The sequence below is a fragment of the Streptomyces sp. NPDC004629 genome, assembly GCF_042873595.1.
In the GTDB taxonomy this organism is placed as follows: domain Bacteria; phylum Actinomycetota; class Actinomycetes; order Streptomycetales; family Streptomycetaceae; genus Streptomyces.
On the sequence record NZ_JBIALO010000010.1, the window covers coordinates 98,120 to 118,749 of the forward strand.

The window sequence follows — 20,630 nt, forward strand, 5'->3', positions numbered from 1 at the left end:
GTCAGACCTCCCGCCCGTCTGCCGCGCGGCCGGCCACCCGTACGGCCTCGGCGTCCTCCGGCCGCTCCCGCGTCTTGCGGAATCGATTGTCCCGCGGTACGGCGGCGACGGCATCTTCGCTCGGCGGGTACCCGCCCTGTGCCCGGTCTCCCCTGACCCTGCGTGGATCTTTGACCATGCGTGGACCTCCGTCAGCCGGTGCGGGCCCGCAGTCGCTCGCGCTGGGGTACGACCGTGTACTTCGGGTCCTCGGCGGAGGCCACCCCGGCGTGGAACACGCCGAGGCGCAGGGCGGCCGAGCCGGTCAGCAGGGCGGCCCCGGCCACCGCGGCCAGCGGCCGGCTGCGCCGCAGGCCCGCGAGTCCCGCGAGCGCCGCGCCGCCCGCCGTGAGGATCTCCGCCGACCACATCAGCGCCCGCGGCCCGCCCTGCTCATAGGGCTCGGCCGCCAGCCCCATGCGCCGCTTCATCACCTCGAACGCCCCCAGTTCCAGGGCCGCCCCGAGCAGCGCCAGCCGGCGCGCGGGGCCCGTCTGCGCGACGGGGGCCGCGGCCAGCGCGAGCCCGGCCGCCGCGGTGGCGCCGGAACCGGCGAAGACGAACGGCATCTCGCGATGGCCCTCGTGCCAGGACGGCACCGCCGTGTCCGAGATCAGCACGGCGGTGTACGTCGTGACCGCCGGGCCGAGCAGCGCCGCGGCCCCCGTGGCGGCCGAGCCGACGAGCCGGTAGCGGCCCGCGACGTCGGTCGCCGCCGCGGTCATGGTCAGCGGGACGTATCCGGCCAGCAGCCAGGACCCGAGGCTCATCGGCGAGGTCGGCTTGAAGACGCGCAGCATGGTGAGGAAACGCGTCGGCCGGCCCAGGTCGTGGACCAGCGCGACCAGGGACAGCGAGATGGCGGACGCCGCGGCCAGCTTCGCCGACCTGGCCAGCACGGGACGCCCGGTGGCCTGCCCGCCTGCGGCCAGCAGCGACGAGGCACCGGAGAGCCCGCCGAGGTACAGATAGCCGGCGATGTCGAGCGGCGCCCAGACCGGCTTCTTCAGCACCGGCCTGCCGTAGTACGAGGAGAAGCGTGCCTCGGGCACCATGGCCTGCTCGCCGCGTCCACGGCGGCGTCGGCGGCGCCCGGTGGGCGCCGTGGCGGCGTCCGGCCGGCCGGCCTCGGCGTCCTGCTTCCCACGGCGCCGCCCCTTGGATCCGGTCATCGTGGCCTCCTGACGAAACTGGCGACGGCCAGTGCGGCCAGCGAGGCGGCGGCGACGGCCGCGTGCCGCCACATGTCCGGGAGGTCCCGGGTGGTGACGACCGGGTCGGGCGGCAGGCCGTAGACCTCCGGCTCGTCCAGCAGCAGGAAGAACGCGCCGTCCCCGCCCACCCCGTCGTCCGGGCTCTCCCCGTACAGCCGGGCCTCGGTGGCGCCGGCCGCGTGCAGCTGCGTCACCCGGTTCGCCGCCCGTTCCCGCAGCTCGTCCAGCGGGCCGAACTGGATCGAGTCGGTCGGGCACGCCTTCGCGCAGGCCGGTTCCAGGCCGGTCCCGAGCCGGTCGTAACACAGGGTGCACTTCCAGGCGCGCCCGTCGCCCCGGCGCTGGTCGATGACCCCGTAGGGGCATGCGGGTATGCAGTAGCCGCAGCCGTTGCAGATGTCCTGCTGGACGACGACCGTGCCGAACTCGGTGCGGAACAGCGACCCGGTGGGGCACACGTCCAGACAGGCGGCGTGGGTGCAGTGCTTGCACACGTCCGAGGACATCAGCCAGCGCAACTCGGTGCGGCCGTCGGGGGACACCGGCGAGATCTGCCCGGCCGGTCCGTCCTCGTCCGCGGTGCCGGCCGCCGGTGCCGTCGCTTCCGGGTGGGCGCCGAGGCCGCGGGCGGCGTCGAAGACATCGACGTGCTCGTGCCCGTCCCCGGAGTCCGGGCGCACCGGTGTCCGCTGCTCGATGAAGGCCACATGGCGCCAGGTGTCGGCGCCGAGCCCCTGGGTGTTGTCGTAGGACATGCCCGTCAGCTCCAGGCCGTCCTCCGCAATGGCGTTCCACTCCTTGCAGGCCACTTCGCACGCCTTACAGCCGATGCACACGGAGGTGTCCGTGAAGAAGCCCATGCGCGGCGGGGCATCGGGGTATCCGGCGGCAGCCGCCACGTTCGGCTGGGGACCGAACAACTGGTTGCCGTGCACCGCGTCATGCTCCGTCCGACGCGTCCCGCCGACGTCGCTGTGGGTCATGGCTCGCCCTCCTCGACCAGGGCACGCGCTCCTCGGCCTGTCCCGCCTCGCTGTGGCTCTGCTTCGAGCCTGGCACGGCTGCCCGCGACACGCGCGCCCGAAACCACACCGCGCGGAGGCACGGCTCCCGGCTCCTGAGCGCGTACCCGGCCCGTGCGTGTCGGAACCCGCGGGCAGGGGACTCGGACCACCGCAGAAGGCCCGCCGTGGCCGACCGAGCACAGCCGTGAGCGGAGGAGTCGAGACCATGCGTGCACTGACCTGGCAGGGACTGCGAGACGTACGGGTGGAGACCGTCCCGGATCCGAAGATCGAGAAGCCGGACGACATCGTCGTCAGGGTCACGTCCTGCGGCATCTGCGGATCCGATCTGCATCTGTACGAACTGTTCGGGCCGTTCCTGGCGTCCGGCGACATCCTCGGCCACGAACCGATGGGGATCGTGGCGGACGTCGGGCCCGAGGTGCACGCCCTCGCCCCGGGCGACCGCGTGGTGGTTCCGTTCAACGTCTCGTGCTGTGACTGTTTCATGTGCGACCAGGGTCTGCACTCACAGTGCGAGACCACCCAGGTCCACGAGTACGGCACCGGCGCCGCGCTGTTCGGCTACACGAAGCTGTACGGACAGGTGCCGGGCGGACAGGCCGAGTTCCTGCGCGTGCCGTTCGGGAACCGGCTGCCCGTCAAGGTGCCCCACGGCACGCCCGACGACCGGTATGTGTATCTGTCCGACGTGCTGCCCACTGCCTGGCAGGCGGTCGAGTACGCCGACATCCCGCCGGGAGGGACGGTGACCGTGCTCGGGCTCGGGCCGATCGGCGACATGGCCGCCCGGATCGCCCAGCACCGCGGAGCCCGGCTGGTCATCGGGATCGACCTGGTCGACGAACGCCTGGCACGCGCCCGGGCCCACGGGGTCACCTGCCTGGACGTCCGGGACAGCGGCAAGGACCTGGGCAAGGCGGTGCGCGACCTCACCGACGGACGGGGAACCGACGCCGTCATCGACGCCGTCGGGATGGAGGCCCACGGCGCCCCGCTCGCCAAGGCCGCCCAGTGGTTCGTGGGACACCTGCCCGACGGCGTGGCCCAGCCGCTCATGGAGAAGGCGGGCGTGGACCGGCTCGGCGCGCTGCACACGGCCATCGACCTCGTCCGCAGGGGCGGCACGATCTCCGTGTCCGGTGTCTACGGCGGAGCGGTCAGCCCCATGCCGCTGATGACGATGTTCGACAAGCAGATCCAGGTCCGGATGGGCCAGGCGAACGTCCGGCGGTGGGTGGACGACATCCTGCCGCTGCTCACGGACGAGGATCCGCTCGGCGTCGACACGTTCAAGACGCACGACATGCCGCTGGAGGACGCGCCGAAGGCGTACGCGATGTTCCAGGCCAAGGAGGACGGCATGATCAAGACCCTGCTGCATCCCTGACCGCCCGCACCGCCGGCTGGGGTAAGCCGGGGCGGGGACGACACACCACGCGCGCCTGTCGGCCGATCGGGTGCCGGGCCCCTGTCGCACGGGTGTTTCGCGAGGGCGGGGTACTCGGCGCGCACCCCCCGGGCAACGGATGCCGGAGAACAGGGGGTGTGACACCGCGAGGAGGTCTGTCGTGAACGGTGTGCCGCACGAGGGAACCGTCAGCCGCGCCGTGGACCCGGTGTGACGGCGCCCGAGCCGGGAGCGGCGCCCCGCCGGGGAGAACGGCTGGCGGACGCGGCCGACCGGCGGCTGCCCGTGTACGACGGGGGCGGACCGCTGCTGCGCAAGGCGTTCCCCGACCACTGGTCGTTCCTGCTGGGCGAACTGGCCCTCTACAGCCTGGTCCTGCTGCTGCTGACGGGCGTGTGGCTGACCTTCTTCTTCAAGCCCGAGATGCGGGAGGTGGTCTACGACGGCTCCTACCGGCCGCTGCGCGGGGTGCGCATGTCGACGGCGTTCGCCTCCACCCTGGACATCAGCTTCGACGTACGCGGCGGCCTGCTGATGCGGCAACTGCACCACTGGGCCGCGCTGGTCTTCGTCACCGCGATCGGTGCGCACCTGCTGCGGGTGTTCTTCACCGGCGCCTTCCGCAGGCCCCGCGAGCTGAACTGGGTCATCGGCGTCACGCTCTTCGCGATCGCCCTGGCGGAGGGCTTCGCCGGCTATTCGCTGCCGGACGACCTGCTCTCCGGCACGGGCCTGCGGATCGCCCAGGGCATCATGCTGTCCATCCCGGTGGCGGGGACGTATCTCGCCCTGTTCGTGTTCGGGGCCCAGTTCCCGGGACACGACATCGTGCCCCGGCTGTACAGCATGCACATCCTGCTGCTGCCGGGGGCACTGGCCGCCCTGGTCACGGTGCACCTGATGCTGGTCTTCCACCTCAAGCACACCCAGTGGCGCGGGCCCGGCCGTACCAACGCGAACGCCGTCGGCAAACCGCTGCACCCGCGGTTCACGGCCTCGTCCGCCGGTCTGTCCCTGGCCGTCTTCGGGGTGTTGTCGGTGCTCGCCGGCATCGCGCAGATCAACCCGGTGTGGGTGTACGGACCCTACCGGCCGGACCAGGCGTCGACCGGGTCCCAGCCCGACTGGTACGTCGGCTTCCTGGAGGGCGCCCTCAGGCTCGTACCGCCCTGGGAGACGACCGTCGCCGGACACACCCTCATGTGGAACGTCCTCCTGCCGGCCGTCGTGCTGCCCGCGCTGCTCTTCCTCGTCCTGTACGCCTATCCGTTCGTGGAGCAGCGGTTCACCGGCGAGTGGAGGCAGGAGCGGCACCTGTGCGACCGGCCCCGGGAGCGGCCCGTGCGCACCGGCCTTGGCGTCGCGGGCGTGACCTTCTACGGCGTGCTGCTGCTGGCCGGCGGCAACGACGTGATGGCGGCGACCTTCCGCATCTCGGTGAACAGCCTGACCTGGGTGCTGCGGGTCGCCCTGATCGTGGCGCCCGTCCTCGCCTTCGCGCTCGTCCGTGCGCTGTGCCACGCCCTCGTGGCCGCCGAACAGCAGCGCCTGACGGAGGGTGAGGAGACCGGAGAGGTACGCCAGACCCTGGCCGGCGGATACGAGACCGGCCACCGGCCGGTCACGTCCTTCCGGCCGGGCGCCCCGCGCCTCCCGGTCAGTCCTCCCGCTCGACGCCCCGGTTCGCGTACTGGAACACCAGACCCAGAACACCCTGCGCCAGAACACCGAGGCCGATGAGGAACAGCCACAGCCCGTAGACCACACCGGTCGCCGCGACCGAGAAACCGAGCGCGGTCACGATCGGCCAGAGGCTGTGCGGCGGGAAGAACTCCAGCGGCCCGGCGGCATCGGTGACCTCCGCCTCGGAACGGTCCTGCGGGCGCCGGCCGCGACGTGCGTACTGCACCGCGCAGAAGAAGGACACCAGCGCGGCCATGCCGAACGCGACGATGAGCGCCGCGGTACCGGTCGGATCGCCCGACCACGCCCCGTAGAGCGCGGCGGTACCGCCGAAGAAGGCGGCCACACCGCCGAACAGCAGGGCTTCCACCTTCACTGCCGTCCCTCCCGCTCCGCCTGCCGCACGACATCGGGGTGGTGCAGGTCGAACGCCGGGGACTCCGACCGCACCCGGGGCAGCGCCACGAAGTTGTGGCGGGGCGGCGGGCAGTCGGTGGCCCACTCCAGGGCCCGCCCGTACCCCCAGGGGTCGGCCAGTTCGACGCGCCGCCCGTACCGGGAGGTGTACCAGACGTTGTAGAGGAACGGCAGGGTGGACACTCCGAGCAGCAACGCGCCCGCCGACGACAGGGTGTTGAGGAGTGTGAAGCCGTCGGAGGGCAGATAGTCGGCGTAGCGGCGGGGCATCCCCATCTCACCGAGCCAGTGCTGCACGAGGAACGTCAGCTGGAACCCCGGGAACAGCAGCCAGAAGTGCAGCTTGCCGAGCCGCTCGTCGAGCATCTTCCCGGTGAACTTGGGCCACCAGAAGTAGAATCCGGCGAACATCGCGAAGACCACGGTGCCGAACAGCACGTAGTGCAGATGGGCGACGACGAAGTACGAGTCGGTGACGTGGAAGTCGAGCGGTGGCGAGGCGACGAGCACCCCGCTGAGCCCGCCCAGCAGGAACGACACCAGGAAGCCGAGGGACCACAGCATCGGCGTCTCGAAGGAGACCGACCCGCGCACCATCGTCCCGATCCAGGCGAAGAACTTGATCCCCGTCGGCACCGCGATCAGGAACGACATGATGGAGAAGAACGGCAGCAGCACCGCGCCCGTCGCGAACATGTGGTGTGCCCACACCACGGCCGACAGCATGGTGATCGAGGTCGTCGCCCCGATCATGGGCAGATAGCCGAAGAGCGGCTTGCGCGAGAACACCGGGATGATCTCGGAGATGATGCCGAAGAACGGCAGGGCGACGATATAGACCTCGGGATGCCCGAAGAACCAGAACAGGTGCTGCCAGAGCAGGGCGCCGCCGTTGGTGGCGTCGAAGATGTGCGAGCCGAACTTCCGGTCGGACTCCAGGGCCAGCAGCGCCGCGGTGAGCACCGGGAACGCGGGCAGCACCAGGATGGATGTGAACAGCACGTTCCATGTGAACATCGGCATCCGGAACATCGTCATCCCCGGGGCACGCAGACACAGGATCGTGGTGATGAAGTTGACCGCGCTCAGCGTGGTCGACACACCGGTCACCACCAGCCCCATCGCCCACAGGTCGCCGCCGGCGCCGGGGGAGTAGTACGCGCTGTTGAGCGGGGCGTACGCGAACCAGCCGAACGAGGCCGCGCCGGTCGGCACCAGGAACCCCGAGACGACCATGAGGCCGCCGAAGAGGTACATCCAGTACGACAGCGCGTTGAGCCGGGGCAGCGCCAGGTCCGGGGCGCCGATCTGCAACGGCATCACCGCGTTCGCGAACCCCGCGAACATCGGCGTCGCGAAGAGCAGCATCATGATCGTGCCGTGCACCGTGAAGAGCTGGTTGTAGGTGTGCTCGCTCACGAACTGCAGCCCCGGCCGGGCCAGTTCGGCGCGCATGGCGAGCGCGAGCAGCCCGCCGAGCAGGAAGAAACAGAAGGAGGTCACCATGTACAGTCGGCCGATCACCTTGTGGTCGGTCGTCGAGGCCCAGCCCAGCAGCGTCCGCCCCAGTGAGGTCCCGGTGGGCGAAGACGTGCCCCCCTCGCCCTCGCCGAGGCGTTGTGGCACTTCGGTCATGGTCCTCCTCACCCCGGCCGGCAGCGGACAGCACCGGGCGAGTGCTCCGCCCGGCGGACGGGAAACCGGCGACTGCGCTGCGTGACGACGCTACCGGTGACAGCGATGAATACCGGTTCCGCCACGCTTTCCTGAATCCGGCGGCGAGGGGCCGGGTACTCGATGCCGATGGACACGACACTTGAGCACATGGCCGCCGCCGGGTCGACGGCCGGGATGATCGTCATCGTCGTCGGCGGGCTGCTCGTCACGGCCGCACTGGTGTGGTCGGTACGGCTCGGGACCAAGGTGCTGCGGCGGGAGCAGCTGCCGCAGCGGTCCACCGCGCGGACGAGGCCGCCGCGGTCGGGACCGGTGGGTGAGGAACGGCAGATGCGTGAACCCAGCGAGGTGCCCCGGGTGACGGAAGGCCACCGGCCCACGCCCCACGAACTCGGCAACACCCCGGACCGGCCGAGCGGGAACCAGGACCGGCCGCGCTGGCGGTCCGGTTCCGGCGGATCGTTCGGCGGCGGGGGCGGCGGCGCGACCTGAGGCCCGGACCGCCGCGAGGACTCAGCGGGAAGACGGCCCTGCCCCGCGGCGGGAAGACGGCCCTGCCTCGCGCAGGGCCGTGGCACCGCTGCGCCACGCGCCCAGCAGCCGGGCCGCGAGCCGGTCCTCAAGGTGCGAGGTGGCACGGATCCCGAACACCACGTCGTCCTCCAGCCGGGGTTCGCTCTCCAGCAGCCCGCCGACGACGTCGTGCCGCACGACCTGTTCATGCACCGCGTCCGCCTCGACGTGCTCCGTGTAGAACCGCACGGCCGCCGGACCGGCCCCCACCCGGCGCAGGGCCTCGGCGAGCCGGCGGGAGGCCGGGGACGAGGTCACCTCCACGGCGGCGAAGTGCCCGACGAGCGCACCGCGCAGCGCCCGGTGCAGACCGAACAGCGACATCACATTGACGGTCGCGAGCGCCTCGGCCGGAGCGCTGTCGACATAGCGCCCGTACGCGGTGTCCAGCCCGAGATCCGCCATGAGATCGGCGAACAGCTCCGCGTGGATATCGTCCGCGCGGCCGGCGCCGAACTCGTCGAACTCCACGGCGACCATGGCCGCCTTGGCCCGCCCGCGCAGCCTGGGGATCACCCAGGCGTGCGGGTCCGCCTCCTTCAGGTGGTACAGCGAGCGCAGCGCCGCGTACTCGCGCAGCTGCCGCAGCGTGCCCTCGTCGCGCAGATAGTGCGAGACACCGCCGTCGGTGTCGCCGACCGGTTCCAGCTGGAGTTCGTCCAGCGCACCCGCGGCCGTGTCGGTGTCCGCGACCGGCACGTCGAAGCGCAAAGCGCCGAGGAAGCGTTCCTCGATCGCGCCGCGCAGCGCCAGCAGGCCGCTGTCCCATTCGAGGCGGTCCGGTACGCCCGCGAAGCCCAGGTAGTGCAGCTCGTACAGGACATACAGCGCGAGTTGCAGATCGTCGCCGTACGCGGAACCCCGCACCGGGACCTGCGCATGGCCGGGCCCCGATCCGCAAAGTGCGGCCAGCACCGCGGCCGACAGCGCACCGCGCGGCTCGGGCGGCGGCGGTCGGTGGAGCGGGGCGTGCCGCCGAGCGGGCGTGGCCGTCATACGGCATCGCCCCCGCTGGGCCGCCTGTCGCGACGGCGGTGGCTGGTGTCGCACCAGGGAAAGATCCGGCTGCGGCGGCAGGTGCAGACCGCGACCATGAAACGCTTCGAGACGATCACCTCACCGTCCTCGCCCACCACTTCGACCGGCCCCTCCACCAGCAGGGGCCCGTCACGCTGGACGCGGATACGACGGGGGCGTTCAGGCATGTTCGGCACGGATCACCACCAGCTCCTCGGTCGTACCGTCGGCCGCCAGTCCCCGCTCGCGCAGCCAGGCGAGCCGCGAGCGCAGCACACGCCCGAACGGCAGCCGGGCCCGGTCGACGACGGCCGCCCGCAGCCCCGCCGCTTCGAGACGGTCCAGGGTGTCCTCGATGCCGCACAGGTGCGAGTGCACGAGCAGCAGCGCTCCCGCGGACCGCAGGATCGCCGGGGCGGCGTCGCAGACCCGGTCGATCAGCGCACGACCGTCGCGCCCGGCGTCCCAGGCCCGTGCGGCGCCCCGGCGCGGCAGCCCGCCCGGTGCGGGGACGTAAGGCGGGTTGGCGACCACGAGGTCGAAGCGGCAGCCCGGCACGGCGGACACCAGGTCGCCGTGGCGCACGCGCACGGTCTGCCCGTTCAGCAGGGCGTTGAACCGGGCGGTGGCCACCGCCCGCAAGGAGATGTCCACCGCGGTGACACGGCCGCCCAGCCGGGCCGCCTCCACGGCGAGCACCCCGCTGCCCGTGCCCAGGTCCAGGACGTCCGCCCCGTCCGTGATCCCCTCGCGGCACATGGCCCGCTGCAGCAGCCGGGTGTCGGCCTGCGGGGCGTAGACGCCCCGGGGAACCCAGCAGCGGGGCCACGACGTGGTGAGAGTGTCGACGGTCATCGGAGATGTCTGCGTCATCCGGGTCATCCGGCTGCCTGCAACGGAAGGGAGGTCAGCGCCCGGGCCACTCCGCACAGATTGTCGGCCATGGTGCGACCGGTGCGGTGCGCCCAGTCACGGCCGCGCCGCTCCTGCAGATAGTCGGGCCCCGGCCCCGGGCCGAGATGCCAGTACGTCCAGGCCTGACCGGGAACGGTGTAGCCGATGTCGGCGAGCGCCCCGGAGATCTCGCTGATCACGTGGTGGGCGCCGTCCTCGTTGCCGGTGACCACCACGCCCGCCACCCGGTTGTAGGCGACGGGCCGGTCCTCGTCGTCCGTCTCGGACATCATCGCGTCCATGCGTTCGAGAACGCGTTGCGCCACCGAGGACGGCCGGCCCAGCCAGGTGGGCGAGGCGATGACCAGTATCTGCGACTCCAGGAGTTTGTCGTGCACCTGTGGCCACTGGTCGCCGTCGCCCGCGTCGGTGACCACGCCCGGCGCGATGTCCAGGTCCACGGCCCGGACCTGCTCCACCGCCACCCCGTGCTCGGTCAGCCGCCCGACGACCACGGCGGCCAGCGCCTCGGTGTTCGAAGGCTCGGGGGACTTCTTGAGCGTGCAGTTGACGACCAGTGCTTTCACCGTTGCTCCCGGGGCGATCGACGACACATGGGGCACGCCGGGCGGTCCGGCGGTGCGGTCCGAGTACCCCTGCACCGCGGAGGTAACGAGACGTGGGACGGCGCGGCAGCGGTCACGCCAAGGGGCTGCGCGGCAGTGAGCCGAGCAGATGCGCCGGATCCTGGAAGACGGCGTCGGCGCCGGCCTCCTCCAGATCGGCGCGGGGTATGCCCCCGCAGAGCAGTGCCACACACCGCACCCCCGCGTGCCGGCCCGCCCGCATGTCCCACACCGTGTCGCCGACGAACACCGCACGCTCCGCCGGGACGCCCGCCAGCTCCAGCGCCCGCTCGACGGGTTCCGGCGCGGGCTTGCCTTCGGTGACGTCATCGGCACTGGCCGTCGCCGTGATGGCGTCGTCCGCGTCGATCGCCCGCCGCAGCGCGGACAGTTCGTCGCCGGCCGCCGAGGTGGCCAGGACGATCTGCCGGCCGTCCGCGGCCAGGCGCCGCAGCAGGTGTGCCGCGCCGGGCAGCGCGGTCAGCCGCTCGAAGTACTCGGCGTAGAGCACCTTGTGGGCGCTGCTGAGTCCCGCCGCCTCGCCCTCGGCCCGCGCCTCGCCCAGCAGATGCGTGACGAGGTCGGCGGAGCCGAGTCCGACCGCCCGGTGGATGGCGTGCGCGGTGATCCGGTGTCCGGCCTGGCGGAACGCCTCCCACCAGGCCACCACATGCAGATGGTTGGTGTCGACCAGGGTTCCGTCCACGTCGAACACGGCCGCTCGCCGCACCTGCGCCATCACGCCTCCCGGCAGTGGGGACCATGGGCTGTCCCGGGTCACACCCGGGTACCCGGCGAAACCCCTGCCGGAACCCCGGCCGGCGGTGGGCCGGGTTCCGCGAGGTTTCGTCCATCCGTCGACATGTGTCGTGTCGTCCACGTGGGGTGGGTACCCGGTGTCACGTGGACACATGGTGCGCCGGCAGTCCGGCGCGGCCGGCCAGTGGAGGAGGACGACATGAGCACGGTCAGCAAAACGGTGGACGTCGACGTTCCCGTTCATACCGCCTACAACCAGTGGACGCAGTTCGAGGAGTTCCCGAACTTCATGGAGGGCGTCGAGGAGGTCAGGCAGCTCGACGACCGGCACAACCACTGGACCTCCAGCATCGGCGGGGTCAGGCGCGAGTTCGACACCGAGATCGTCGACCAGCTCCCGGACGACCGGATCACCTGGCGCGCCATCGCCGGCGACGTACGCCAGCGGGGATCGGTCCGCTTCCAGCGGCTGGACGACACGCACACCCGGGTGGAACTCACGATGGAGGTCGAGCCCGAGGGCGTCGTCGAGAAGGGCGCGGACGCGCTGGGCCTGATCGACCGGCGGGTGAAGGGAGACCTGGGCCGCTTCAAGGACTACATCGAAGGCCGCGAGGGTGAAAGCGGTGCCTGGCGCGGACGGATCCGGCCCGAGGATCCCGGCTCGATGCGCTGACGGCCCGTTGCGGGCCCCACGCGTCGGGCCGCCCCTTCGGGGAACTCGTCCGGCGAACGACCACGTGAGCGGGCAGCACGCCCGGTACGCCGAAGAGGAGAGGCACCATGCCGGCCGGATCCAGTTCCAAACGCGAACGGCAGTACGAGCACATCAAGGAGAGCGCGGAGGACCGCGGCGAGTCGACGAGGCGGGCCAAGGAGATCGCCGCGCGCACGGTCAACAAGGAGAGGGCCAGGTCGGGCGAGTCGAAGACCGCGGGCAAGGCCTCGACCCGTGACGCCAAATCGTCGTACGAGCGCGGCGGGCAGCGTTCGCACCGCGGCGCGCAGGGCCCCACGAAGGACCAGTTGTACGACGAGGCCAGGAAGCGGAACATCCACGGACGCTCCTCGATGAGCAAGAAGGAGTTGGAGAACGCGCTCGGCCGCTGACGGGAGTGTGCCCTGCCCGCCGCTCCAGGCGGCCGCCGACGCCGTCACAGCCGAACCGGCCTCCCTGCGGTTCGGCTGTGACGTGCACCCTCACACCGAAAGGAGTCGCAGATGAGCAGCGAAACGGCTGGCGGGGTCGTGGTCACGGGCGCGACCGGGAATCTGGGAACGAGCGTGGTGCGCCTGCTCAGCGAGGACCCGCGGGTCGAGTGGGTGCGCGGCGTCGCCCGGCGCACGCCCGGCTGGGCACCCGACAGGACCGAATGGCACACCGTCGACATCGCGTCCGAGCAGGCCGACCTCGCCCCGGTGTTCCGGGGAGCCGGCGCCGTGGTCCATCTGGCGTGGGCGTTCCAGCCGACGCACGATCCGGCGAAGACCTGGCAGACCAACGTGCTCGGCAGCATCAGGGTGTTCGAGGCGGTGGCCGCCGCCCGGGTACCGGTGCTGCTGCACGCCTCGTCGGTCGGCGCCTACTCCCCGGGCCCCAAGGACCGGGCGGTGGACGAGTCCTGGCCGACCCACGGCTGGCCGGACGCCGCCTACTGCCGGGAGAAGGCGTACCTGGAGCGCGCCCTGGACACCTTCGCACGCGACCACCCCGAGATCCGCGTGGTCCGCATGCGGCCGGCGTTCCTGTTCAAGCGGGAGTCCGCGAGCGAACAGCGCCGCATCTTCGGCGGCCGGTTCCTGCCCGGCCCGCTGCTCCGCCCCGACCTGCTGCCCTTCCTGCCGGAGGTGCCCGGTCTGCGGGTGCAGGCACTGCACACGGACGACGCGGCCCGCGCCTTCCATCTCGCCCTGCGGCACAGCGGTGCGCGTGGCGCCTTCAATCTCGCCGCCGAACCACCCCTCGACGCCGGCCGGCTCGGCGAGATGCTCGGCCTGCGCCCGGTCCGGCTGCCCCGCACCGCGGCCAGGTCCGCGATCGCGGCGGCCTGGGGGCTTCATCTGCTTCCCGCGTCCCCCCACCTCTTCGACGCGGTTCTGCGGCTGCCCCTGATGGACTGCGGCCGGGCCCGTGGCGAACTGGGCTGGGAGCCGGAACACACCGCGCCGGAAGTGGTGCGGGAGTTCCTGGGCGGGTTGCGAGCGGGCGTGGGGGCGGACACGGTACCCCTGCGGGGCCGCAAGGTCGGCTGACCGGCCCGGCGTCTGCGTCCCCGCCGTCCTTCCCGCTTCCCGGGGTTCCCCGGGGAATCCCGGGGAACGCCTCACCGTGCGAGCCGGTGACGCTGCCGGGCCCGGCCGCTCAGCCGTCGCCCCAAGCCGACGGCGGCGGCCGCCAGGCCCACCGACGTGGTGGCGGCGGTGGCCACCGGGTGCCGGGCGAGGGCGGCCTGGGCGGAGTGGGGATGGGACTTCTCGTCGAAGACGCCGTGGGCGCCGTAGTCGCTGCCCGCCGGTCCGTCGGACGGGCTGAACAGATTGTCCGCACCGGTCGGGGCCGGACTGTCGGTCTGCTGGGAGTCGAAGCCCGTGCGGGCCAGGTAACGGTCGAGGAGGGCGGGGGCGATCCTGTTGGCCCAGACGGTCGCCGCGGTGCTGGCCCCGATGTAGTACTGCTTGCGTCGGGGGTGGTCGGCGGCGTACAGGACGCCCCGCGCGGCGACCTCGGGCTGGTAGATCGGCGGTACGGGCTGCGGGTGACGGGAGAGCCGCGACCTGACCCAGGAGAACTGCGGGGTGTTGACCGCGGGCATCTGGGCGATCGTGATGTGCACATGGCTCGCCCGGTGGAGCAGTTCGAGGCGCACGGACGACGTGAAGCCGTTGATGGCGTGTTTGGCGCCGCAGTAGGCGGACTGGAGCGGAATCGACCGCTCGCCCAGGGCGGAGCCGACCTGCACGATGGTGCCCCGGTCGCGCGGCAGCATGCGTTCGAGCGCCGCGCGGGTGCCGTTGACGAATCCCAGGTAGGCGACATCGGTCACCCGTTGGTACTCCTCCGCGCTGATCTCGGTGAACGGCGCGAACACGCTGGTGAAGGCGCAGTTGATCCAGACGTCGATGGGGCCGAGGGCCCGCTCGGCGGCCTCGGCGGCGGCCGAGACCTGGCCGGCGTCGGAGGTGTCCGCCTGCTGGATGAAGGGACGCCCACCCAGGGCCGCCACGTCCCGCGCCGCCGCGTCCAGCCCGCCGCGGCCCCGTGCGATCAAGGCGATGGCGGCGCCGCGCCGCGCGTACAGACAGGCGGTGGCACGGCCGATGCCGGCGCTGGCTCCGGTGATGACGACGACTTGCGGCATGGTCGATCCCTCCGGTGCGTGTTCTTCTCAGCGAGTCATGAGGGGCCGGGGCCCCCTCGGACGCCGAGGCGTCGGCCCCGGGGCCGGGTTCCACGGCGCCGCCGAGGGACAGGGCTCTCTCGATCCGGCCCCGCGGCGCCCGGCCGAACTCCCCGGGGGCCGCCGGGACACGGACGGGACCGGCAGCGGTGACATCGCCGCGACCGGCAGCACCCGTGCGGTTTTGGGTTGGTGTGCCGTTCCGGGCTGGTGTGCGCCCCTGGGCCGGTGTGCCGTTCCGGGCGGGTGTGCCGTCCTGGGTGAGCACGTCGGCCTGGGCGAGTGCGCGCTCTTGGGCGACCGTGCTGTCCCAGGGGAGTGGGCCGTCCGGCCAAGGGTGTTGTTGTTCGGCCCTGGTACGACCGTCTCGGTGGTCACCGTCCGCTTGGGCCGTGGTGGCCGCCGGGCAGGAACTCCTGGACCTTTGCCCTGAACCCCTGCCTGACCATCGCGGCACGGTCGCTGTCGCCCTTGAGGACGGCCGTCGCGGCGGCCTCGATCTGGTCGAGGGTGGCGTGCGGCGGAATGGGCGGCACGGCGGGATCGGTCACGAAGTCGAGCACGCAGGGCCGGTCCGCGGCGAGCGCGGCCTCCCAGGCGCCGCGCACCTCGTCCGGCTTCTCGACGCGCTGCCCGGTCAGCCCGACGGAACGGGCGAAGTCGGCGTAGGCCACGTCGGGGATCGACTGCGAGGGCAGGAACTGCGGGGCGCCCGACATGGCCCGCATCTCCCAGGTGACCTGGTTGAGGTCCCGGTTGTTGAACACGGCGACGATGAGCCTCGGGTCCTCCCACTCCTGCCAGTACTTGGCGATGGTGATCAGCTCGGCCATGCCGTTCATCTGCATCGCCCCGTCGCCGACCAGGGCGATCGCCGGCCGGTCGCCGTGCGCGAACTTGGCCCCGATGGCGTACGGCACCCCCGGCCCCATGGTGGCCAGCGTGCCCGACAGCGAACCGCGCATGGCACCGCGCAGCTTCAGATGGCGGGCGTACCAGTTGGCGGCGGACCCGCTGTCCGAGCTGAGGATCACGTTCTGCGGGAGCAGGCCGCCGAGCGTGTGCGTGACGTACTCCGGGTTGATCGGATCGGCCTCCACGGCGGCGCGCCGCTCCATGACCTCCCACCAGCGCGCGACGTTGTCCTCGACCTTCTTCCGCCACGCGGGATGGTCGGCCTGCCTGAGCAGCGGAAGCAGCCGGCGCAGCGTCGTGGCGGCGTCGCCGACGAGGTTGACCTCGAAGGGGTAGCGCAGGCCGACCATGTGCGGGTCGATGTCGATCTGCACGGCCCGTGCCTGCCCGAACTCCGGCAGGAACTGGGTGTAGGGGAAGGAGGAGCCGACGACGAGGAGGGTGTCGCAGTCCCGCATCAGCTCGTACGACGGCCGCGTGCCCAGCAGGCCGATCGCGCCCGTCACATACGGCAGGTCGTCATCGAGGGCGTCCTTGCCCAGCAACGCCTTGGCGACGCCGGCGCCGAGCCGTTCGGCGACCGTCGTCACCTCCGGGCGGGCCCCGCGCGCACCCTGCCCGATCAGCATGGCGGTCCGCTCGCCGGCGTTGAGCACGTCCGCGGCCCGCTGCAGGTCCTCGTCGGCGGGCACCGGCGCATAGTGCGGCATGCCGAGGCTGGAGGGGACCATCTTGAACGCGTGCTCGGGCGGGGAGTAGTCCAGCTCCTGGACGTCGGCCGGGATGATCACGGCGGTCACCGAGCGGCGCGCCAGCGCGGTGCGCAGAGCCCGGTCGAGCACGTTCGGCAGCTGTTCGGGGACGGTGACCATCTCGCAGAAGTCCGAGGCGACGTCCTTGTACAGGCTGACCAGGTCGACCTCCTGCTGGTACGAGCCGCCCATGGCGCTGCGGTTGGTCTGCCCGACCACGGCGACCACGGGCACATGGTCCAGCTTCGCGTCGTACAGGCCGTTGAGGAGATGGATGGCGCCGGGTCCCGAGGTGGCGGCGCACACTCCGACCCGGCCGGAGAACTTGGCGTAGCCGACCGCTTCGAACGCGGACATCTCCTCGTGGCGCGACTGGATGAACCGCGGGTTGTCGTCCGCGCGCCCCCAGGCCGCGAGCAGGCCGTTGATGCCGTCTCCGGGATAGGCGAAGACGTACTCCACGCCCCACTCGCGCAGCCGCTGGAGGAGGTGGTCGGAGACCTTCGTCGACATGGTCGGATCCTTTCCGTGAGGGGCGTGATGACTGTGGTGACTGTGGTGATCAAGGGACTACGGGTGCAGTCGGCGTACGAGGCTCACGGCGGCCGTGGCGGCCAGCGCGCCGGCGCCCGCGGTGGTCGCCCAGCGGGCCGGGGCTGAGGGGACACGGGGGCGCCGGGCCAGGCGCTCGGGCCGGTCGCCGGGCAGCGGGCCGTCGAGTCCGAGTGCCAGTACCTCGGCCAGATGCAGGGCCCGGCGGCCGGTGTCGCCCTGCTCGATCTGGGTGCGGCAGCTGAAGCCGTCCGCCAGCAGCACGTCGTCGGGTGCGGCGGCGCGGACGGCGGGCAGGACGCCCAGCTCGCCGACGGCCAGGGAGACCTCGTGGTGACCTCGTTCGAATCCGAAGTTGCCGGCCAGCCCGCAGCAGCCCTCGTCGAGGACGTCGGTGTCCAGGTGGGCGCGGCGCAGCAGTTCACGGTCGGCGTCGAACTTCATGACGGCGTGCTGGTGGCAGTGCGTCTGCACCGTCGCGTGCCGGGCCAGCCGCGGCGGTTGCCAGTCCGCGCGCAGGAGTTGTTCGGCGAGGGTGCGGACCTGCCCGGCCAGGCGGCGGGCGTCCGGATCGCCGGCCAGCAGCTCCAGGGCGTCGGCCCGGAAGACGGCCGTGCACGAGGGTTCAAGGCCGACGACGGGCGTGCCGGCGTCCAGATAGGGGCGAAGGACCCGCAGCGTATGGCGCAACACCCTTTTCGCCGTGGCCAGTTGGCCGGTGGAGATCCAGGTCAGGCCGCAGCAGACGGGTGCGCCGGGAACGGTGACGCGGAAGCCGGCGTCTTCGAGGACGCGGACCGCCGAGGTCGCGACAGACGGGTGGAAGTAGGTGCTGAAGGTGTCCGGCCACAGCACCACCGCCGCCGGGTCCGCCGGGTCCGGCTCATCGGCGTGGCGGGCCCGCCACCACTGGAGGAAGGACTCACCGGCGAACACCGGCGCCTGCCGGTCGCCGTCCACGCCGGCCAGCCGTTTGCCCGCACCGGCGAGGCCCGGCGCGTGCAGCACACTGTTGACCAGCCCCGGGGCAGGCCGTGCCAGCCGGGCCCACAGCGGCAGCCAGCCCATCGAGTAGTGGGCGGCGGGCCGTGGCCGACCGGCGTAGTGGTGCGCCAGGAACTCCGCCTTGTACGTGGCCATGTCGACGCCGGTCGGGCAGTCCGACTTGCATCCCTTGCAGGCCAGGCACAGATCGAGGGCGTCGCGTACCGCGGTGGAGCGCCAGCCGTCGGCGACCGCCGAGTCCGGGTGCCCGTCCAGCATCTCGAACAGCAACCGGGCGCGTCCCCGGGTGGAATGCTCCTCCTCCCGGGTGGCCCGGTACGAGGGACACATCACGCCGCCCCGGTGGCTGCGGCAGTTGCCGATGCCCACACAGCGCAACACGGCCCGGGTGAAGGAGTGGTCGTCCTCCGGATAGCCGAAGTGCGTGCCGTTCGCGGCCGGTTGCCAGGACGGCCCGAGGCGCAGTTGCCCGTCCACCGGGTGCGGGTCGACCACCTTGCCCGGGTTCATCCGGTTGCCGGGGTCGAACAGCGCCTTCAGTTCCCGGAAGGCGGTCACGAGCGGTTCGCCGAACATCCGGGTCAGCAGTTCGCCCCGGGCCTGGCCGTCCCCGTGCTCTCCGGACAGGGAACCTCCGTAGGAGGCCACGAGGTCGGCGGCCCGTTCCACGAAGCGCCTGAAGTCCGCCACCCCGTCCGCGGTCCGCAGCCCGAACGGGATGCGGGTGTGCACGCACCCCTGCCCGAAGTGGCCGTACAGGGAAGGGTGGTCGTAGTCGAACTCCACGAACAGCCGCTTCAGGTCGCGCAGATAGTCACCGAGGCGGTCGGGCGGTACGGCGGAGTCCTCCCAGCCCTCCCAGGTCTCGCGGTCGTCCGGTGGCCGGGCCGTCACGCCGAGGCCGGCCTCCCGCGCCTTGAGCATCTGCTGCTCGCGGTCGGGGTCGTCGGAGAACGCGACGGAGGGGTCCTTCTCCCTGCGGCCCATCGCCTTGAGCAACTGGTGTGCCTGGTCGTCGGCCTCCTCCTGGCTGTCGCCGCTGAACTGCAGCAACAGCCAGGAGTCCGCTTCGGGCAGCGCGTCGAGGGAGTCCAGGTAGGCGTGTTCCTCGCGCATGAGCTGGGCCATCCGCCCGTCCAGGGCCTCCAGTTGGGTCGGGGCACAGTGCTCAAGCAGCCGCGGTACGTCGTCGGCGGCGCGGCAGATGTCGTCGTAGCCGAGGACCAGCAGCGACTGGTAGGGCGGCACGGGGACGAGGTCGAGTTCGGCGCGCAGGACGGTGACGAGGGTGCCCTCGCTGCCGACCAGGGCCCGTGCGACGTCGAAGCCGCGCTCCGGCAGGAGCGAGTCGAGGTTGTAGCCGGAGACCCGGCGCGGGATGTCCGGGTAGCCGCGCCGGATGTCCGCCAGGTGCCCGGCGACGAGACGGTCGAGACCCTCGTAGATCTCGGCCCGGCGACCGCCCTCGGCGGTGATCTGCGCGCGCTCGGCCCGGGAGGTCGGGCCGACCCACATGCGCAGGCCGTCGTAGGTCTGCACCTCAAGGCGGCGCACGTTGTCGACCGTCTTGCCGTACGCCTGCGCGGACGCCCCGCAGGAGTTGTTGCCGATCATGCCGCCCAGCGCACAGTGGCTGTGGGTGGACGGCTTGGGACCGAACTGCAGACGGTGATCGGCCAGGCGCCGGTTGAGTTCGTCCAGGACGATCCCGGGCTCCACCACACAGGTACGGGTGTCCGGGTCGACCGCGACCAGGGCATGGCAGTACTTGCTCCAGTCGATCACGACAGCCGTGTTCGTCGTCTGACCGGCGAGGCTCGTGCCTCCGCCCCGGGACAGCACGGGGGCCCCGAACCGGGCGCACACCTCGACCGCGCGGGCACCGGCCTCGACCGTGCGGGGCACGACCACGCCGAGGGGGACCTGCCGGTAGTTGGAACCGTCCGTGGCGTAGGCGCCCCTGGTGCCCGGATCGAAGCGGACCTCGGCGTCGGTCTCGGCACGCAGCGCCGCTACCAGCCGGTCGGCGGGCGCTTCGAGGACGGTATCGCTCATGGTCGGCCTCCCGGCTGGCGTGGTTGTCCGTCGGGTACGGGCCATCGGGTACCCAGGAATGCGACGTCTTTCGCCATGACGATCCGTGCCCCCATGTTGCGCTCCATCATGTCCAGGGCCGCGTCCGCCAGCCGCGGGTGGATGGAGGCGACGGCGTCCCGCGCCACGGTGACCTCCAGATGACGGATGTGCGCGTCCAGCGCGGAGTAGAGCACGCACTGCTCGGTGACCTGGCCGCTCAGCACCACGTGTCCGGCGCCCAGGCGCCACAGCAGATACGACAGGGGTGTCTCGTAGAAGATCGAGTGGCGGGCCTTCACGACGAACAGCGACTCGTCGTCGGGCCTGATCGGCTCGATGAGGTCGGCGTGCGGCCGGGACAGCGCGGTCTCCAGCAGTTCTCCGTGGTGGGAACGCCACAGCCCGAAGTTGTCGTTCGCGTACACGACCGGCACGTCCGCCGCACGGGCCCGGCCGATCAGGTCCGCGAGGACGGGCACGACCTGCCGTGCGGAGGGCACGAGCAGTTCGGCGTCCTCGTGGTCGTAGGTGTTGATCATGTCGATCACGATGAGGGCGAGACCCGCCGCCTTTGTGCCGCCGTGCATGGCCGCCACC

General features: G+C 71.9%; 20 protein-coding genes. 6 read left to right on the forward strand and 14 right to left on the reverse strand.

The features are described 5' to 3' along the window. Nucleotide 1: 1 nt before the first annotated feature. The 3 genes from ACFYTE_RS17115 to ACFYTE_RS17125 are packed head-to-tail and all read right to left on the reverse strand — an operon-like array spanning nucleotide 2 to nucleotide 2,236. Nucleotides 2-178, reverse strand: a complete 177-nt coding sequence (locus tag ACFYTE_RS17115; protein ID WP_388710334.1) for a hypothetical protein — start codon at nucleotides 176-178, stop codon at nucleotides 2-4. A 13-nt stretch (nucleotides 179-191) separates the two neighbouring features. Continuing rightward, complete coding sequence (gene nrfD, locus ACFYTE_RS17120; protein ID WP_388710335.1) at nucleotides 192-1,211, reverse strand: NrfD/PsrC family molybdoenzyme membrane anchor subunit; 1,020 nt, start codon at nucleotides 1,209-1,211, stop codon at nucleotides 192-194. Beyond that, complete coding sequence (locus ACFYTE_RS17125; protein WP_388710337.1) at nucleotides 1,208-2,236, reverse strand: 4Fe-4S dicluster domain-containing protein; 1,029 nt, start codon at nucleotides 2,234-2,236, stop codon at nucleotides 1,208-1,210. Before ACFYTE_RS17125 ends, nrfD begins: the two co-directional genes overlap by 4 nt. A gap of 247 nt (nucleotides 2,237-2,483) precedes the next feature. Between ACFYTE_RS17125 and ACFYTE_RS17130 the strand changes: the two genes are divergently transcribed. Both ACFYTE_RS17130 and ACFYTE_RS17135 read left to right on the forward strand, forming a co-directional pair. Next, nucleotides 2,484-3,668 (forward strand): alcohol dehydrogenase catalytic domain-containing protein, encoded by a 1,185-nt coding sequence (locus ACFYTE_RS17130; RefSeq protein ID WP_388710339.1) that lies wholly within the window; start codon nucleotides 2,484-2,486, stop codon nucleotides 3,666-3,668. Between the two features lie 231 nt (nucleotides 3,669-3,899). Further along, nucleotides 3,900-5,429 (forward strand): cytochrome bc complex cytochrome b subunit, encoded by a 1,530-nt coding sequence (locus tag ACFYTE_RS17135; protein ID WP_388710341.1) that lies wholly within the window; start codon nucleotides 3,900-3,902, stop codon nucleotides 5,427-5,429. Here the strand turns inward: ACFYTE_RS17135 and ACFYTE_RS17140 are convergent. Together ACFYTE_RS17140 and ctaD are read right to left on the reverse strand one after the other, a co-directional pair. Further along, nucleotides 5,347-5,748, reverse strand: coding sequence for a cytochrome c oxidase subunit 4 (locus ACFYTE_RS17140; RefSeq protein WP_388710342.1), 402 nt, complete (start codon nucleotides 5,746-5,748; stop codon nucleotides 5,347-5,349). The two genes, ACFYTE_RS17135 and ACFYTE_RS17140, sit on opposite strands and share 83 nt — an antisense overlap. Beyond that, nucleotides 5,745-7,424: a cytochrome c oxidase subunit I gene (gene ctaD / locus ACFYTE_RS17145; protein WP_388710344.1), complete on the reverse strand. Its 1,680-nt coding sequence runs from the start codon at nucleotides 7,422-7,424 to the stop codon at nucleotides 5,745-5,747. Before ctaD ends, ACFYTE_RS17140 begins: the two co-directional genes overlap by 4 nt. Before the next feature lie 168 nt (nucleotides 7,425-7,592). Here ctaD and ACFYTE_RS17150 point away from each other — a divergent pair, with 168 nt between their 5' ends. Continuing rightward, a complete protein-coding gene (locus ACFYTE_RS17150; protein WP_388710346.1) occupies nucleotides 7,593-7,958 on the forward strand; it encodes a DUF6479 family protein in 366 nt (121 codons plus the stop codon). A gap of 21 nt (nucleotides 7,959-7,979) precedes the next feature. Here ACFYTE_RS17150 and ACFYTE_RS17155 read toward each other — a convergent pair whose 3' ends face one another. From ACFYTE_RS17155 to ACFYTE_RS17175, 5 genes are all read right to left on the reverse strand, one after another. Next, complete coding sequence (locus ACFYTE_RS17155) at nucleotides 7,980-9,035, reverse strand: iron-containing redox enzyme family protein (protein ID WP_388710347.1); 1,056 nt, start codon at nucleotides 9,033-9,035, stop codon at nucleotides 7,980-7,982. Next, on the reverse strand, nucleotides 9,032-9,253 hold the full coding sequence (locus tag ACFYTE_RS17160; protein ID WP_388710349.1) for a CDGSH iron-sulfur domain-containing protein: 222 nt from the start codon (nucleotides 9,251-9,253) through the stop codon (nucleotides 9,032-9,034). The genes ACFYTE_RS17155 and ACFYTE_RS17160 overlap by 4 nt, the downstream gene beginning before the upstream one ends. Then, a complete protein-coding gene (locus tag ACFYTE_RS17165; RefSeq protein WP_388710351.1) occupies nucleotides 9,237-9,911 on the reverse strand; it encodes a HemK2/MTQ2 family protein methyltransferase in 675 nt (224 codons plus the stop codon). Before ACFYTE_RS17165 ends, ACFYTE_RS17160 begins: the two co-directional genes overlap by 17 nt. A gap of 23 nt (nucleotides 9,912-9,934) precedes the next feature. Next, on the reverse strand, nucleotides 9,935-10,537 hold the full coding sequence (locus tag ACFYTE_RS17170; RefSeq protein WP_388710353.1) for a flavodoxin family protein: 603 nt from the start codon (nucleotides 10,535-10,537) through the stop codon (nucleotides 9,935-9,937). Nucleotides 10,538-10,649: 112 nt separating this feature from the next. Next, the gene (locus ACFYTE_RS17175) at nucleotides 10,650-11,306 is read right to left on the reverse strand and encodes an HAD family hydrolase (protein WP_388710803.1); all 657 of its coding nucleotides are present in this window, start codon (nucleotides 11,304-11,306) and stop codon (nucleotides 10,650-10,652) included. Nucleotides 11,307-11,534: 228 nt separating this feature from the next. Here ACFYTE_RS17175 and ACFYTE_RS17180 point away from each other — a divergent pair, with 228 nt between their 5' ends. From ACFYTE_RS17180 to ACFYTE_RS17190, 3 genes are all read left to right on the forward strand, one after another. Next, nucleotides 11,535-12,011: an SRPBCC family protein gene (locus ACFYTE_RS17180; RefSeq protein WP_388710354.1), complete on the forward strand. Its 477-nt coding sequence runs from the start codon at nucleotides 11,535-11,537 to the stop codon at nucleotides 12,009-12,011. A gap of 107 nt (nucleotides 12,012-12,118) precedes the next feature. Continuing rightward, nucleotides 12,119-12,445: a plasmid stabilization protein gene (locus ACFYTE_RS17185; RefSeq protein ID WP_388710356.1), complete on the forward strand. Its 327-nt coding sequence runs from the start codon at nucleotides 12,119-12,121 to the stop codon at nucleotides 12,443-12,445. Nucleotides 12,446-12,556: 111 nt separating this feature from the next. Next, nucleotides 12,557-13,588: an SDR family oxidoreductase gene (locus ACFYTE_RS17190; protein WP_388710358.1), complete on the forward strand. Its 1,032-nt coding sequence runs from the start codon at nucleotides 12,557-12,559 to the stop codon at nucleotides 13,586-13,588. 71 nt (nucleotides 13,589-13,659) lie between these two features. Here ACFYTE_RS17190 and ACFYTE_RS17195 read toward each other — a convergent pair whose 3' ends face one another. From ACFYTE_RS17195 to ACFYTE_RS17210, 4 genes are all read right to left on the reverse strand, one after another. Next, nucleotides 13,660-14,694, reverse strand: a complete 1,035-nt coding sequence (locus ACFYTE_RS17195; RefSeq protein WP_388710360.1) for an SDR family oxidoreductase — start codon at nucleotides 14,692-14,694, stop codon at nucleotides 13,660-13,662. A 413-nt stretch (nucleotides 14,695-15,107) separates the two neighbouring features. Next, complete coding sequence (locus ACFYTE_RS17200) at nucleotides 15,108-16,913, reverse strand: thiamine pyrophosphate-requiring protein (protein WP_388710362.1); 1,806 nt, start codon at nucleotides 16,911-16,913, stop codon at nucleotides 15,108-15,110. A 57-nt stretch (nucleotides 16,914-16,970) separates the two neighbouring features. Beyond that, nucleotides 16,971-20,012 (reverse strand): FAD-binding and (Fe-S)-binding domain-containing protein, encoded by a 3,042-nt coding sequence (locus tag ACFYTE_RS17205; RefSeq protein ID WP_388710364.1) that lies wholly within the window; start codon nucleotides 20,010-20,012, stop codon nucleotides 16,971-16,973. After that, on the reverse strand, nucleotides 20,009-20,620 hold the full coding sequence (locus ACFYTE_RS17210; RefSeq protein ID WP_388710365.1) for a cysteine hydrolase family protein: 612 nt from the start codon (nucleotides 20,618-20,620) through the stop codon (nucleotides 20,009-20,011). Before ACFYTE_RS17210 ends, ACFYTE_RS17205 begins: the two co-directional genes overlap by 4 nt. Nucleotides 20,621-20,630: the final 10 nt, after the last annotated feature.

Excerpts from the sequence above, each read along its gene's own strand:
- ACFYTE_RS17150 (WP_388710346.1), top strand. The coding sequence starts at position 7,593 with ATGGACACGACACTTGAGCACATGGCCGCCGCCGGGTCGACGGCCGGG.
- ACFYTE_RS17190 (WP_388710358.1), top strand. The coding sequence starts at position 12,557 with ATGAGCAGCGAAACGGCTGGCGGGGTCGTGGTCACGGGCGCGACCGGG.
- ACFYTE_RS17180 (WP_388710354.1), top strand. The coding sequence starts at position 11,535 with ATGAGCACGGTCAGCAAAACGGTGGACGTCGACGTTCCCGTTCATACC.
- ACFYTE_RS17165 (WP_388710351.1), bottom strand. The coding sequence starts at position 9,911 with ATGACCGTCGACACTCTCACCACGTCGTGGCCCCGCTGCTGGGTTCCC.
- ACFYTE_RS17125 (WP_388710337.1), bottom strand. The coding sequence starts at position 2,236 with ATGACCCACAGCGACGTCGGCGGGACGCGTCGGACGGAGCATGACGCG.
- ctaD (WP_388710344.1), bottom strand. The coding sequence starts at position 7,424 with ATGACCGAAGTGCCACAACGCCTCGGCGAGGGCGAGGGGGGCACGTCT.
- nrfD (WP_388710335.1), bottom strand. The coding sequence starts at position 1,211 with ATGACCGGATCCAAGGGGCGGCGCCGTGGGAAGCAGGACGCCGAGGCC.
- ACFYTE_RS17130 (WP_388710339.1), top strand. The coding sequence starts at position 2,484 with ATGCGTGCACTGACCTGGCAGGGACTGCGAGACGTACGGGTGGAGACC.
- ACFYTE_RS17155 (WP_388710347.1), bottom strand. The coding sequence starts at position 9,035 with ATGACGGCCACGCCCGCTCGGCGGCACGCCCCGCTCCACCGACCGCCG.
- ACFYTE_RS17115 (WP_388710334.1), bottom strand. The coding sequence starts at position 178 with ATGGTCAAAGATCCACGCAGGGTCAGGGGAGACCGGGCACAGGGCGGG.
- ACFYTE_RS17195 (WP_388710360.1), bottom strand. The coding sequence starts at position 14,694 with ATGCCGCAAGTCGTCGTCATCACCGGAGCCAGCGCCGGCATCGGCCGT.
- ACFYTE_RS17205 (WP_388710364.1), bottom strand. The coding sequence starts at position 20,012 with ATGAGCGATACCGTCCTCGAAGCGCCCGCCGACCGGCTGGTAGCGGCG.
- ACFYTE_RS17210 (WP_388710365.1), bottom strand. The coding sequence starts at position 20,620 with ATGCACGGCGGCACAAAGGCGGCGGGTCTCGCCCTCATCGTGATCGAC.
- ACFYTE_RS17200 (WP_388710362.1), bottom strand. The coding sequence starts at position 16,913 with ATGTCGACGAAGGTCTCCGACCACCTCCTCCAGCGGCTGCGCGAGTGG.
- ACFYTE_RS17185 (WP_388710356.1), top strand. The coding sequence starts at position 12,119 with ATGCCGGCCGGATCCAGTTCCAAACGCGAACGGCAGTACGAGCACATC.